The 13,663-nt window shown below is 47.6% G+C and carries 14 protein-coding genes; 4 read left to right on the forward strand and 10 right to left on the reverse strand.

Going from position 1 to position 13,663, the window contains the following annotated elements; translation table 11 throughout:
- Positions 1–361 precede the first annotated feature (361 nt).
- Positions 362–2,353, forward strand: a complete 1,992-nt coding sequence (pdeR, locus tag A9B99_RS01235) for a cyclic di-GMP phosphodiesterase (protein WP_064593882.1) — start codon at positions 362–364, stop codon at positions 2,351–2,353.
- Here pdeR and A9B99_RS01240 read toward each other — a convergent pair.
- The gene (locus A9B99_RS01240) at positions 2,350–3,219 is read right to left on the reverse strand and encodes a crotonase/enoyl-CoA hydratase family protein (RefSeq protein ID WP_064593884.1); all 870 of its coding nucleotides are present in this window, start codon (positions 3,217–3,219) and stop codon (positions 2,350–2,352) included. The genes pdeR and A9B99_RS01240 overlap by 4 nt on opposite strands.
- Positions 3,220–3,744: 525 nt before the next feature.
- Between A9B99_RS01240 and yciZ the strand changes: the two genes are divergently transcribed.
- Positions 3,745–3,924 carry a protein YciZ/DeoL gene (yciZ, locus tag A9B99_RS01245; RefSeq protein WP_064593885.1) on the forward strand — a complete coding sequence of 60 codons (180 nt, stop codon included), beginning with the start codon at positions 3,745–3,747 and terminating at the stop codon, positions 3,922–3,924.
- Positions 3,925–4,221: 297 nt separating this feature from the next.
- Positions 4,222–4,440 carry an osmotically-inducible lipoprotein OsmB gene (osmB, locus tag A9B99_RS01250; RefSeq protein ID WP_064593887.1) on the forward strand — a complete coding sequence of 73 codons (219 nt, stop codon included), beginning with the start codon at positions 4,222–4,224 and terminating at the stop codon, positions 4,438–4,440.
- A 68-nt stretch (positions 4,441–4,508) separates the two neighbouring features.
- On the opposite strand, the gene yciH is transcribed toward osmB, so the two are convergent.
- The 5 genes from yciH to pgpB form a co-directional block, all read right to left on the reverse strand.
- The gene (yciH, locus tag A9B99_RS01255) at positions 4,509–4,835 is read right to left on the reverse strand and encodes a stress response translation initiation inhibitor YciH (RefSeq protein ID WP_064593888.1); all 327 of its coding nucleotides are present in this window, start codon (positions 4,833–4,835) and stop codon (positions 4,509–4,511) included.
- Positions 4,836–5,570: an orotidine-5'-phosphate decarboxylase gene (gene pyrF / locus A9B99_RS01260; protein ID WP_156518964.1), complete on the reverse strand. Its 735-nt coding sequence runs from the start codon at positions 5,568–5,570 to the stop codon at positions 4,836–4,838.
- 163 nt (positions 5,571–5,733) lie between these two features.
- Positions 5,734–6,903, reverse strand: a complete 1,170-nt coding sequence (gene lapB / locus A9B99_RS01265; RefSeq protein ID WP_064593892.1) for a lipopolysaccharide assembly protein LapB — start codon at positions 6,901–6,903, stop codon at positions 5,734–5,736.
- A 3-nt stretch (positions 6,904–6,906) separates the two neighbouring features.
- A complete protein-coding gene (locus tag A9B99_RS01270; protein WP_064593894.1) occupies positions 6,907–7,206 on the reverse strand; it encodes a LapA family protein in 300 nt (99 codons plus the stop codon).
- A gap of 139 nt (positions 7,207–7,345) precedes the next feature.
- Positions 7,346–8,083 (reverse strand): phosphatidylglycerophosphatase B, encoded by a 738-nt coding sequence (gene pgpB / locus A9B99_RS01275; protein ID WP_064593896.1) that lies wholly within the window; start codon positions 8,081–8,083, stop codon positions 7,346–7,348.
- A 202-nt stretch (positions 8,084–8,285) separates the two neighbouring features.
- Between pgpB and ribA the strand changes: the two genes are divergently transcribed.
- Positions 8,286–8,876: a GTP cyclohydrolase II gene (gene ribA, locus A9B99_RS01280; RefSeq protein WP_064593897.1), complete on the forward strand. Its 591-nt coding sequence runs from the start codon at positions 8,286–8,288 to the stop codon at positions 8,874–8,876.
- 45 nt (positions 8,877–8,921) lie between these two features.
- Here the strand turns inward: ribA and acnA are convergent, their stop codons facing one another.
- The 4 genes from acnA to cysB form a co-directional block, all read right to left on the reverse strand.
- Entirely contained in the window at positions 8,922–11,606 is a 2,685-nt protein-coding gene (gene acnA, locus A9B99_RS01285; RefSeq protein WP_064593898.1) for an aconitate hydratase AcnA, read from the reverse strand.
- Between the two features lie 429 nt (positions 11,607–12,035).
- Complete coding sequence (locus A9B99_RS22995; protein ID WP_156518965.1) at positions 12,036–12,206, reverse strand: hypothetical protein; 171 nt, start codon at positions 12,204–12,206, stop codon at positions 12,036–12,038.
- 8 nt (positions 12,207–12,214) lie between these two features.
- A complete protein-coding gene (locus A9B99_RS23000) occupies positions 12,215–12,379 on the reverse strand; it encodes a YmiA family putative membrane protein (protein WP_331710024.1) in 165 nt (54 codons plus the stop codon).
- A gap of 308 nt (positions 12,380–12,687) precedes the next feature.
- Entirely contained in the window at positions 12,688–13,662 is a 975-nt protein-coding gene (cysB, locus tag A9B99_RS01290) for an HTH-type transcriptional regulator CysB (RefSeq protein WP_064593900.1), read from the reverse strand.
- Between the last annotated feature and the right edge of the window lies 1 nt (position 13,663).

The following is a 13,663-nucleotide window of genomic DNA, read 5'->3' on the forward strand; positions in this document are numbered from 1 at the left end:
ACTCTGGCTGTACCGGGAGAAATGGTTTGGTTGCCTGCTCTTTTTATAGTTAAGAATAAACAAGAGAATCAGCACATTACTTCTGGTTTTTCGCGTAATCAAAGCCTCCAATTGGAGGCTTTTTTTATCGTTTATCCACAGAACTCGCTTAACTCAAATGCGTTAATGTATAGCATGGGGAGTGCTGATTATTTTTAAGATAAATCCATGCGGGTGTTGTGAGATGTATCTAATTTGTTCATTCGGTGGTGGTCACATCACTTGTAAAAACAATCAGTTTTGTAATTTTCGCCCTACTATATTAAGGTTGATTAGTTAACCACACTTATTAATGTGCAACATTGTGGGTTCAGGAGAAACCATGAAAGACGATCTGGAGCAGAACCTCCTTTTTCGTTATTCAGGCAGCTACAGTCCTTTCTGGCGCTTACCTGCTGACAGTAATGCGCTTCAGTTATCCGCAGCAGAACACGCGGAAACGTCGCAAGTGGTTGCTCTTACCCAGGAGCAGGCGGACCGTATCCGCGAAATGACGGTTATTACCTCAAGTCAGACAATTATGGTGTCTTTGTTCGGTACTGATGTCACGCTACACCTCGTGGGCCGTAAGCTTTCACGTCAGGAATGGGGAGGCTCTGTCTCCTGCTGGAACGATACGCCGTCTACAACCCGCGATTTAATCCGCGGTTTATCTTTTGCTGAACAGGTTGTAGCCGAAGCCAATTCCGTTATTGTTGTGCTGGACAAGCACGGGAATATCCAGCGCTTTAACCGTTTGAGTGAAGAGTACACCGGCCTTAAAGAACATGAGGTTGTGGGTAAAAACGTTTTCAAACTTTTCATGACGCCGACAGAAGCAGCAGCTTCAAGGCGCAATGTCAGTGCTTTTTTTCACAATGGTAATGCCTATGAAGTCGAACGTTGGGTAAAAACGCTGAAAGGCCAGCGTCTTTTTTTGTTTCGTAATAAATTTGTACATAATGGCAGCGGTAAAAATGAAATATTCCTTATTTGCTCCGGTACAGATATTACTGAAGAACGCCGTGCCCAGGAACGCTTGCGCGTTCTTGCTAACACCGATGCTATTACTGGATTACCTAACCGTAACGCCATTAATGATCTGATTGCAGATGCCATTGATAAACGCGGCGATACCCAGGTTGGCGTCGTCTATCTTGATCTGGATAATTTTAAGAAAGTAAATGATGCCTACGGGCATATGTTTGGCGACCAGTTATTGCAGGCTGTTTCCCTCGCTATTCTCGGCTGTCTGGATGGAGAACAAACCCTGGCGCGTCTGGGGGGTGATGAATTCATTATTCTGGCAACCGACACGACTCAGGTAGCCCTGGAAGCCATGTCATCACGGATTATTTCACGCCTGCGACAGGCCTTTCGTATTGGGCTTATTGAGATCTACACTGGCTGCTCTCTGGGCATAGCCATCGCTCCCCAACATGGCACTGATCGTGAAAGTGTTATTCGTAACGCAGACACCGCCATGTATACAGCCAAAGAAAATGGCCGTGGTAAATTTTGTGTTTTCTCTCCAGAAATGAACCAGCGGGTTTTTGAATATTTATGGCTGGACACCAACTTACGCAAAGCGCTTGATAATCAGCAACTGGTTATTCATTATCAGCCCAAAGTAACCTGGCGCGGCGAAGTGAGAAGTGTTGAAGCATTAGTTCGCTGGCAATCGCCGGAACGTGGGTTGATAGCACCAACGGATTTTATCAGTTATGCCGAAGAATCCGGGCTAATTGTACCTTTGGGGCGCTGGGTCATGCTTGATGTCATTCAGCAAGTTGCAAAGTGGCGCAAAAAAGGGATTAATTTGCGGGTTGCAGTAAATATTTCCGCCAGACAACTGTCTGACCAGACCATATTCAGTGATTTGAAACAGGCACTGACCGACCTCAACTTTGAATATTGCCCGGTTGATGTTGAGCTTACAGAGAGTTGTCTGATTGAAAATGAAGACCTGGCGCTCTCCGTGATTCAGCAATTCAGCCGGTTGGGTGCGCAAATACACCTGGATGATTTCGGAACGGGGTATTCTTCCTTATCGCAACTGGCGCGTTTTCCCATTGATGCAATCAAACTTGACCAAAGTTTTGTGAAAGAGGTTTATAAACATCCGGTGTCACAGTCGTTAGTCCGCGCGATTGTTGCTGTCGCTCAGGCGCTTAACCTGCAAGTCATTGCCGAAGGTGTGGAAAATAAAAAAGAAGACGCCTTTCTTATTAAGAACGGCGTCAACGAACGGCAAGGCTTTTTGTTTGCTAAACCCATGCCCGCAGCCTCTTTCGAGCGATGGTATAAACGTTATCAGGCAAGAACAGGTTTTTAACCTGCTTTACGGATCGCCGTGGCAACATGGCGATCCTGTAACATCACCAGCCTTTCCATATAACTAATATCTCTGGATTCAAGTGCAAAGGCACTCTCCACCCAGTCCTCCGTAATATCCATCAGTTCCGAGCGTGGTAACGTCAGCACCCGGGATCTTGCCCGCAGCATCGCCCTGATGCCATTAAGTTTAGTGCGAAAGGTATCAATTAAAGTTCGGGTTGCTATATACCCTTTTCCTGGCTCAAATAACTGGTCAACCAGACCATGGTTTTGATACCACTCCGCAGTATGAGACTCACCTTTGTATATAAGCTCCTCGGCGAGTTTCATTCCTGAGCGGCGGGCAACCAGGGAATAAGCGCCCATTCCGGGGAAAAGGTTAAATGCGATTTCCGGGAATCCCATTCGGGCATCATGTTGTGCCAGCACAAAGTGGTGTGCTAACGCGGCCTCAAAACCGCCCCCAAGTGCGCTACCTTCAACCATAGCCATACTGATTGCTCCGGTATCAAAACCGCGTGCAGCGGCATGTACACAGTCCACACAGGCCCTTGCGTAGGCGCGTAATGCCTCACGTTTACCGTTGCGTATGCAATCAATAAAGAAGTTAAGATCTCCGCCAGTATTAAACATATCGGGTACCAGAGAACCGGTAACCCAGAAATCCACTGTCATACCTAATTTTTTCACCAGATAACTCAAGTTCATGATTTCCTCTATTAATTGGTGATTAAAACATGGGCGGGGCCGAGAACTCAGCATCATCCAGACAGTTTTCCGTTCCTCTTCGTAATATCCGACAAGTTGCGTAAAACGCTCGGTATCAGTAAAGCGTTCACAGCCAGGTTGGTTGTTCAATGTCATAGTCGTATCCTGCCAAATTCGTCATAAAAACAGATCTAATCTCATTAGATCCCCTTGCTGAACAAAGGATTGCCTGATTCAGGCTTTCTCTCGGCAGCAACTGAGAGTTTGCGGCAAAATGGACACATGTTCATTGCCAGATAATAGTTCCGCATCTGACTGACGGCGAAAACAGCAATATTGTTCAAAATACCTGAGGTTATCAGAGGGAAACTCAGTGCAATTAACAACCACCAGCTGACAGATTCGTCTCAACTGCGATTATTTGAAAGATGGCTATAACTGAAAACGCATAAATAAGCGCTAAAACGTCTTTATAACTATAGATTTGTGCTTCTCGCGCCCTGCGGATTAAGGCACTATAAACAACATACAGCTATGGGGAACACGGTGAAGTAGTATATGGGTTAAGGCAACCAGGGTTATAAAAGATATTGTGCTGGCAATTTACCTGTAGCAACCGTGGTAACTTCATGCTGATATGCTGATATGCTGATGTATAAAAGTGATTCATAAGGAGGCTCCATGGCAGAATTTGACCCCCGCGAACTGGCCGCACGAATTGATACTGTGCTGAATATTCTTGTTGCTGGTGATTACGTATCAGCCATCAATAACCTGGAAATACTTAAGCAAGAACTGGAGTCAAAATTTAGCCAGTTACCAGACAACCAAGGCACTCCCCCTTCGCCATGGGAGATTTAACTGATATCCGGTGCCTTGTGCATCGGATTACACTTCAAAAGTGACATATCCTGTCACTACCTGCTTTGGTAGCTAAATTGCGCAACCATCTCACTTAATAACACTGACCAGGCGGTGATTATCTGGTATTCAGGATTATTCCTGGCAGCCATTAAGACTATTTACCTGTTTAAACCATCAGGGGAATTTACAATGAAATAAACCGCAATGTTGGTAACGCACCACTTCGCGGTTGGTAGATTCATAGCGGCAGAAATCAGTCGACGCCGTTATGAAGTAATTACTCTGGAGAATGTTATGTCAGTATATAGCAAAAAATTTGCCGCAGCGGCGTTAGCTTTAACTCTTGCGATGTCGTTATCCGCCTGCTCAAACTGGTCCCATCGAGACCGTAATACAGCAATTGGTGCAGGTGCCGGCGCTCTGGGTGGGGCAATTCTTACTGATGGCAGCACACTGGGTACTCTTGGTGGGGCTGCGGTCGGCGGCATTATCGGCCACCAGGTCGGGAAATAAAGAAACCATAATTTAGTCATAGCTGGCATGGAAAGCCAGCTATTCCCCTTAAAACCAGCCCGGTGACATTAACCGCCAGCGAGTTTAACCCTGAACCCCTGAGCTTCGAGTGTGCTCTTCAGCAAGTCACGCTTATCACCCTGAATTTCAATAACGCCATCTTTGACTGATCCGCCGCAACCGCATTTTTTCTTAAGATCCGCTGCGATTTTGGCAATAGTAACGTCATCAGCATCAATCCCGGTAATAACACAGACTCCTTTGCCTTTCCTTCCACTGGTCTGGCGCTGGATACGGACGATTCCATCCCCGGCCGGCCGCGATACCGGAGTTTGGGGTTGTTTAATACGCCCGGTTTCTGTCGAATAAACAAGACGGCTGTCTTTATTACTCATTTATAACCCCTGTAATGACGCGAGTATTGATTTAAGCGCATGTGCCGGGTCGGCTGCACGCGTCACGGGACGGCCTATTACCATATAGTCTACTCCCGCTGCCTGAGCTGCTACCGGGGTCATAATACGACGCTGGTCGCCTGCATCACTCCCTTCAGGGCGAATCCCCGGGGTTACAAGGCGAAACTCCTTACCAATGACCTGTTTAAAACGTGCCGCTTCTTGTGCAGAACAAACCACTCCATCAAGCCCGCACCGGTTGGTTAACTGAGCCAGTCGTTCGGCATATTGTGCTGGCGAAACAGTAATACCAAGATCTGCGAGGTCAGAGGCTTCCATGCTGGTAAGCACAGTAACGGCAATCAATAGTGGCGCATCTGCTCCAAAAGGCACTAAAGCCTCTTTCGCCGCACTCATCATTCGTGCACCACCGCTGGCATGCACATTGACCATCCACACACCTAAATCCGCTGCCGCAGCAACAGCCCGGGCAGTTGTGTTAGGGATATCATGGAATTTAAGGTCGAGGAAAACATCAAAACCACGCTGATGAAGTTCACGAACAAAATCTGGCCCAAAGCGGGTGAACATTTCCTTCCCAACTTTCAACCGGCAGTCACTGGCATCAATACGGTCGACAAAGGCAAGCGCCTCATCTCGTTTGTCATAATCAAGCGCGACAACAATCGGTGAGTTCGTCGTGTATCGGGGAGAAGATGAAGCAGATAGCGTCATAGTCGGATCCTGTTCTGGTAGCGGAAGCAAACAAACGGCAAGCATTCTACCTGCCATCATTTAAAAATGACAGGTGCTTTGACCTGCAAAGCTTGTATGCGATGCCGGGGTAAGTCTGCTTTATAGACAACAAGTATGTTGTAACTAATGAATGACAAAAAAATTATTGCCCATCCAGCCCGCGAATTGGTTTTACTGAAGACCATGCTCTGCATGACGGGCAATGCCAGTACAGTGTATACGCAGTAAAACCACACTTTTGGCAACGATAACGCGGTTTACTACGTAGTTGCTCTCCCACCATATCGCGCAGTACCACCAGACTTTCCCGCGCCCGCCCTTCTTCTGCATCACTCAGGTGGTAGTCCATAAGCTGGTGAAACACACGCATAGTGGGATGCTGTTGTAGCTGATGTGTAATATAAACTTGCGCAGCTTCATGCCCTTCATGCTCAGCAATGATCTCTGCCAGCATAAGCTCCGCGGTGGCCCCTGTGTTTTCCTCAACGCAGCGACGTAAAAACGCCACCCATTCTCCCTCCCGGCCAGCCTGCTGGTAACAGGTTCGCAGCATATCCAGGATTTCAGGAACCAGTTCTTTATCTTGTTCCGGTACACGAAGTAACTGTTCGATGGCTTTGCGGAAATCTCCCTGGTTCATATAAATACGCCCCAGCATAATGGAGATTCGGGCACTGTTTTTGTCCGCCGCATCCCCCTTCTTCAGGAAAGTGAGTGCTTTATCGGTATCATCACTGCCCAATGCCTGCAGCGCCAACTCACAATAAAAATGGGCGATTTCCATGCGTTGGCGATCTTTTCCCAGTTTAACCAGCCGTTCTGCGGTATCAATCGCTTTTTGCCAGTCACTGGTTAACTGGTAAATTTGTAATAACTGTTGTAAGGCTCCAACCCGAAAATCAGTTTCATCTGTAAGCTGGAGAAGCATACTTTCGGCCCGGTCGTACAGCCCGGCAGCCATATAATCACGCCCCAGTTGCTGAATAGCCAGCAGACGTTGCTCGTAGGACAGCGAAGCGCTTTCCATCAATGACTGGTGGATACGAATAGCACGGTCAACCTCGCCTCGCGAGCGAAACAGGTTTCCCAGTGTCAGGTGGGCTTCGACTGTTCCTGTGTCTTCCTTAAGCATTTCGAGGAACAAATCGACCGCTTTATCCTGTTGGTTACTCAGGAGGAAGTTAACCCCGGCAACGTATTCACGAGACAGCCGGTTTGCTTCCTGTTGCTTGTCCTGCTGAGCGCTACGACGCCCCATATACCAACCATATGCAGCTGCCACGGGTAAGAGCAGGAACAACAATTCGAGCATAAATTAACCCCGGGAGTCCGACACAGTTGCCTCATTTGAAGCCGGAGAAATTTGCTGTTCAAGTCGTTTGATTCTGCGTTGCGCACGCCCTAAAGATAACCGTGTCTTCAGCCAGAACAGCCCGCAAATCACCCAGCCGATGATAAATCCGAGGCCAAACAACGAAGCCATAAGCGTTGAAATGCGGTATTCGCCCTGAGCTATCAGGAAATTGAAAGTGACTTGCTGATCATTTTGCGCCCCCAGAGTAATTGAGATAACAAAGATAACCAGCACGACTAAGAAGATAAGAATATATTTCACACGACTTCCCGTAATGTGGAGTAGCGCAGCAAGTTATGCCGCCTGAATGCCTTATTCTGCACTATAAATTATCATTTACCTGTGCTCACGAAAATACTAAATAAGGCATTTCCTTTAGATGGTGACGAAAGTAGCCAAATCAAGTCTCGCTCTGATCGGGGGGCACAGCCAGCCCTGAACACCACCGCTGTGCCAGCCAACAGGCAATCAATGCAATAGCCGTAGAAATACCCGTTGCCATGAGTAAATCCTGCGGCCAGTGCATTCCCAGAGCCAGGCGGCTGGCCATAACGCCCACAGCCCATCCCGTAATCAGTATAACGCTTGTTCGATGCCCGCGAGGCCAAAGCAACCCAATAGCCAGTAGAGCCCAACTTGCCGCAAACATTGTGTGCCCGGAGGGGAAAGCAAACCCCGTTTCTTTTTCCCAGTGATTACGTAACCACGGAGGTAATGCCATGCTGCTTAATTGTTGGTCAACCAGTGCAGCTCGCTGGCGCCGGGGCAGGTTATAAAATTGTTCTACAGAAACCTGGTGTTGTTGCTCAAGCCAGACAACATAAGGCCTGGGTTCCTGCACCCGCTCTTTAATGACCGATTTTATCCCCTGCCCGGCCAGTATAGCGCTGCCCAGCAGAAACAGCAGCAACATAGCCGGTTTTAACCGGCACCGCAGGTGCCATAAGAACCAGCCGCACAGTATACAATGTGTCAGGATCCCAAAGGGTTGTGTCACCGTTTCAGTGAGCCAGAATAAAGGTAACAACCAGGCAGGATAGCTATTGGGTTGCCAGTGCCAGTTACTCAACATAACTGCCACTGGTAACAATATAAGCAGTAACATACCCGCCAAAATTCGTCTGGCTTGCGCTGGCATCCCGTCTCCACTGTTCTGTAAGCCCCAGGCAGAATACCTGAATTGTGCACGCAAGGGTAAACATATCCAAATACAACAGAGTAAAAATAGCCGCACAAAAGCCAATGAAGCGAATTGCCGCTGGTTATGGCAAAATACGGGATAATAAAAGTAAGGCCAGCTATCTGGCCGAAATAACTTGTGCTGTAAACTGGAGATTCACATGCAGCTTAAACGTGTGGCAGAAGCCAAACTGCCTACCCCATGGGGCGATTTCCTGATGGTGGGTTTTGAAGAACTGGCAACGGGCCAGGACCATGTTGCGCTGGTCTACGGTGATATCAGTGGTAATAAGCCTGTACTTGCCCGCGTGCATTCTGAATGCCTGACAGGTGATGCATTGTTCAGTCTGCGTTGCGACTGCGGTTTTCAACTTGAAGCAGCCCTGGCTCACATTGCCGAAGAAGGCCGAGGGATATTGCTGTATCACCGCCAGGAAGGCCGTAATATTGGTCTGTTGAATAAAATTCGTGCCTATGCGTTGCAGGACCAGGGCTATGACACCGTCGAGGCGAATCACCAGTTAGGTTTTGCTGCCGATGAACGCGATTTCACTTTATGTGCCGACATGTTCAAATTACTGGGCGTTGAAGCTGTCCGTCTGCTGACCAACAACCCCAAAAAGGTAGAAATTCTGACTGAAGCCGGTATTAATATTGTCGAGCGCGTCCCCCTGATTGTGGGCCGCAATCCTAACAACGAACGTTATCTGGCAACCAAAGCGGCTAAAATGGGCCATTTATTGTCAGAATAATCATTTCTCATCCCCGGCGAGCCCTTGCCAGCCGGGGAGTTCAAATTATACGTCCAGTGCCATGTTGCGAATCACGTAATGAAGTATGCCGCCATTACGGTAGTACTCGTGCTCATTACTGGTATCAATACGACACCGGCAGGCTACTACCTGTTGTTTTCCATCACGGGCAAAAGTTACGTTAACTGTACTGCCGGGGGCTATCTGACTTGCGTCTTCAATTGAGATTAACTCTTCCCCGGTAATCGCCAGGCTGGTACGCGTTTCACCCTCGGGAAATTCCAGTGGCAGAACCCCCATCCCAATCAAATTGGAACGGTGAATACGCTCAAATGACTCTGCAATGACCACTTTGACACCCAACAGCATCGGCCCTTTTGCCGCCCAGTCACGGCTGGATCCAGACCCATATTCTTTACCTGCAACCACCACCAGCGGAATCCCCTCCGCCTGGTAAGCCATTGCTGCATCATAGATAGGCAGAGTCTTATTGTCTGGTAAATGTCGTGTTATTCCCCCTTCTGTACCCGGGACCATTTCATTGCGAATACGAATATTCGCAAACGTACCACGCATCATGACTTCATGATTACCCCGGCGCGAACCATAGGAATTGAATTCCTCAGGCTGAACGCCATGCTGTTGCAGGTAAAGCCCGGCCGGGCTGTCTGGTTTTATATTTCCTGCGGGCGAGATATGGTCAGTCGTTACTGAATCGCCCAACACCGCAAGGATCCGGGCATTGACAACAGGTTCAGAGGGAGCTGGCGCCTTTTGCATGTTATCAAAAAAAGGTGGGCGCCTTATGTAGGTGGAATCTGCCTGCCATGGGTAGGTTTCACTACCAGCAACAGTAATGGCACGCCATGCGTCTGTACCGGTAAACACTTCTGCATATTCCTGTCTGAACAGGTGACTGGTAACCGCTGACACTGCCGCGGTAATTTGTTCACTACTGGGCCAAATGTCTTTCAGGTATACCGGTTTGCCATCTTGCCCATAACCCAATGGGTCATGATGCAGGTTGCAGTTCATATTCCCGGCAAGTGCGTAGGCTACCACCAGCGGTGGTGAAGCCAGCCAGTTAGTTCTGACCAGCGGGTGAATTCTCCCTTCAAAGTTACGGTTGCCTGAAAGCACTGCGCCTACGGTCAGGTCGCTGGCTTTAATTCCTTCTTCAATGGGTTGCGGGAGCGGCCCGGAGTTACCTATACAGGTTGTACAACCATAACCAACAAGATTAAACCCAAGCTTTTCAAGCCAGGGCATAAGCCCGGCAGACTGCAGATAATCTGTCACCACTTTAGAGCCTGGAGCCAAAGAGGCCTTAACCCAGGGAGCACGTTGCAACCCTTTCTCAACGGCATTTTTCGCCAATAATCCGGCTGCTACCATAACACTGGGGTTTGATGTGTTAGTACAGGACGTGATTGCAGCAATCACAACGGCCCCATCTTCCAGTGTGAACGTGTCACCATTAAATGTGACCTCGGGAAGTGTATCAGTAGAAGTACTCTGGTTGACCGAAAGCTCACAAGCTTGTTTGAACACATCAGGCACGTCCTTCAGAGCAACACGGTCCTGTGGACGTTTAGGGCCGGCAAGGCTGGGTTCAACATCAGACAAATTAAGATGCAAAGTGGAGGTAAAGCGTGGTTCATCGCCTGCTTCCCGCCACAAACCCTGTGCCTTTGTATACTGCTCAACTAAAGCCACCTGCTCCTCATCACGCCCGGTAAGACGCAGGTAGTCAAGCGTGACATCATCCACCGGGAAATAACCACAAGTGGCACCATATTCAGGTGCCATATTGGCAATAGTCGCACGGTCAGCCAGGGGAAGTTCACTCAGACCATCACCGTAAAACTCGACAAATTTACCCACCACACCATGTTTACGCAGCATCTGCGTCACAGTTAAAACCAGGTCTGTCGCGGTAATACCTTCGGATAATTGCCCCTGCAATTCGAAACCAACTACATCCGGAATCAGCATGGATACGGGTTGACCCAGCATCGCCGCTTCAGCCTCAATACCACCCACTCCCCAGCCCAGGATCCCAAGGCCATTTATCATTGTGGTATGGGAGTCTGTCCCAACCAGAGAGTCCGGGAATGCATACCATTCCCCGTCATCATTCTGTTCAGACCAAACCGTTTTGCCAAGATACTCCAGGTTCACCTGGTGGCAGATACCGGTACCGGGAGGCACCACCCGGAAATGGTCAAATGCCTGCTGCCCCCAGCGTAGAAATGTGTAGCGCTCATGATTACGGGTCATTTCAAGCGCTACATTCTGTTCAAATGCGTGATTGTCGCCAAAATGGTCAACCATTACCGAGTGGTCAATCACCAGGTCAACATTCGACAAAGGGTTAACCTGGCGGGCCTGCCCACCTAACCGCGACACCGTTTCGCGCATCACTGCGAGATCCACCACAGCAGGCACACCCGTAAAATCCTGCATCAGAACACGCGTTGGCCGCCAGGCTATTTCACGCCCTGCATGCCCCCCAGAAAGCCAACTGACTAACGCGTTGATATCATTCTGCGTTACTGTTTTTTCATCATGAAAACGTAACAGGCTTTCCAACAGAATTTTTAGCGATTTTGGCAGCAAGGACAACTCCGTCCCAAGGTGACGAGCAGCCTCTGGAAGGCTGTAGTAGGTGTAACGACGGTGATTCAGGTCAAGTGTTGCTTTACAGGCTGCTCCTGTTATTAACGACATAGCGCCTCCTTAACGAACAAGTCCGGCATTCCCCTTTCAGCGTGGGGGATTTACCATTAAAGATAACACAAAATAATGGCAACATTTTTGCAACAGCACAAACAGGCACATAAAGCGCTAAGACTGGCAGCAAGATTAATGCAGAAAATATTGCAGATAGAGATAGAGGCGAGTTATAGATGAAAAAGATGAGTCTTCAATTCAGACAATTACAAATGTGATTAACATCTCGCTAATAAAAATACATACATTAATTTTATCCAGGTCGATCACATATAATCGTGGTTTTTTCTTAAAATAACCTTAAGCGAAAAGAGTAATTGACATACTACTAAGAGAGTATTGCTGTGTGTAGAGTGAATAAATAATCAATAAGAAACGTATATTACTTGTTTTTATGCAACCAGTGTTACGTGATGTGTAACAAGGTTAAAGACTGTCATCTTCATTAAGAAAACTATCAATAAATGCTTTTTGCTGCTGGCTCAATTCCCAGGATTCAGGGATTTCGCCTAACTCTTGTGTCCTGGCTTTAGCGGTTTTATCAATATGCGAGCCCGCAATGACCTCTTGAGAGGATGTGTTTTGTTGCATGCACATATTAATTATCACCAATATTTCAGGACTAAAAGGATTACCGCCACCCAGAACACAGCAGATACTGCAAAAGCTGCAAGCCACGCTTTACGCTTCGCAGAGACCGGACTACGTGGAGACTGTTTTCCTGATGACATTGCCGTCCTGATTACTTCTGTATCGCTAATCATTTTCATTTGGAACTACCGTAAATGCCGTGGATAACTAGGAGTAATCCTAAAGAATATTGGGCTTAATTTCCAGCAAATTTACCTTTATCTTCCAGTGAATAATTTAATCTTTTGACGTGAAATAAATAATTGAAGTCGGACTAATGCAAAAGTTTTAGTTTTTTTCTGATCGGTGTCGCATATTGGCGACATAACCCTTAGGTTGATTATGGTTTTTCTATTTATTATAAAATTTAGCGCGTTATTATTTTTATTTGACTTAAAGGGAGATAATGTCGGCACTTAAACTAAATTATTCATGCCGACAATAAAGATTATTTGGAAGGCAGTCTGATGTCTTTAAACATAGCTTCTATATCTTCATTTGAGCGTAATGCAACAGCGGTATCCACTACATCTCTCGTCAAATGAGGCGCGAAACGCTGAATAAAATCATACATATAACTACGTAAGAATGTACTGCGACGAAAGCCAATTTTAGTCGTACTGTGGCTGAAAATGCTGTTGGCTTCCAGTTTAACCAGGTCTGGATCAGAGACTGGATCTACTGCCATGCTGGCTATCACGCCAACACCAAGCCCCAGACGAACATAAGTTTTGATGACATCCGCATCTGTTGCCGTAAACACAATACGTGGTGTGAGCCCTGCCCGGTTAAATGCTGTATCCAGTTCAGACCTCCCGGTGAAACCGAAAGTATAAGTTACCAGCGGATATTGTGATAATTCTTCAATCGTTATCTCCTTCTTCCCGGCCAGAGGATGATCCGGTGTGACGACAACCGAGCGATTCCAGTGATAACAAGGCAGCATCACCAGGTCTTCATAGAGGTGAAGGGCCTCAGTGGCAATAGCAAAGTCTGCATTACCTTTAGAAACCGCCTCTGCAATCTGTGTGGGCGACCCCTGATGCATATGTAATGACACACGGGGATAACGCTCAATAAAACCTTTGATGACCTCCGGAAGCGCATAGCGTGCCTGTGTATGGGTTGTGGCAACATAAAGCGAGCCTTTATCAGGCCAGGTATGCTCACCGGCAACCGATTTAATGGCGTCCACTTTGGATAAAACTTCACGGGCGATGCGGATAATTTCCTGACCTGCCGGTGTTACCTGAGTCAGATGTTTACCGCTGCGGGAAAAGATCTGGACACCCAGTTCATCTTCCAGCATGCGAACTTGCTTACTGATGCCCGGCTGGGAGGTATAAAGCCCTTCAGCAGTGGAAGAGACGTTCAAATTATGATTTACGACTTCGACGATATAGCGCAATTGTTGTAATTTCATG

This window comes from Mangrovibacter phragmitis, assembly GCF_001655675.1.
Lineage (GTDB): Bacteria > Pseudomonadota > Gammaproteobacteria > Enterobacterales > Enterobacteriaceae > Mangrovibacter > Mangrovibacter phragmitis.

Coding starts and splice junctions, on each gene's coding strand:
- pdeR (WP_064593882.1), top strand. CDS start 362: ATGAAAGACGATCTGGAGCAGAACCTCCTTTTTCGTTATTCAGGCAGC.
- A9B99_RS01240 (WP_064593884.1), bottom strand. CDS start 3,219: ATGACATTGAACAACCAACCTGGCTGTGAACGCTTTACTGATACCGAG.
- yciZ (WP_064593885.1), top strand. CDS start 3,745: ATGGCAGAATTTGACCCCCGCGAACTGGCCGCACGAATTGATACTGTG.
- osmB (WP_064593887.1), top strand. CDS start 4,222: ATGTCAGTATATAGCAAAAAATTTGCCGCAGCGGCGTTAGCTTTAACT.
- yciH (WP_064593888.1), bottom strand. CDS start 4,835: ATGAGTAATAAAGACAGCCGTCTTGTTTATTCGACAGAAACCGGGCGT.
- pyrF (WP_156518964.1), bottom strand. CDS start 5,570: ATGACGCTATCTGCTTCATCTTCTCCCCGATACACGACGAACTCACCG.
- lapB (WP_064593892.1), bottom strand. CDS start 6,903: ATGCTCGAATTGTTGTTCCTGCTCTTACCCGTGGCAGCTGCATATGGT.
- pgpB (WP_064593896.1), bottom strand. CDS start 8,083: ATGCCAGCGCAAGCCAGACGAATTTTGGCGGGTATGTTACTGCTTATA.
- ribA (WP_064593897.1), top strand. CDS start 8,286: ATGCAGCTTAAACGTGTGGCAGAAGCCAAACTGCCTACCCCATGGGGC.
- acnA (WP_064593898.1), bottom strand. CDS start 11,606: ATGTCGTTAATAACAGGAGCAGCCTGTAAAGCAACACTTGACCTGAAT.
- A9B99_RS22995 (WP_156518965.1), bottom strand. CDS start 12,206: ATGTGCATGCAACAAAACACATCCTCTCAAGAGGTCATTGCGGGCTCG.
- A9B99_RS23000 (WP_331710024.1), bottom strand. CDS start 12,379: ATGAAAATGATTAGCGATACAGAAGTAATCAGGACGGCAATGTCATCA.
- cysB (WP_064593900.1), bottom strand. CDS start 13,662: ATGAAATTACAACAATTGCGCTATATCGTCGAAGTCGTAAATCATAAT.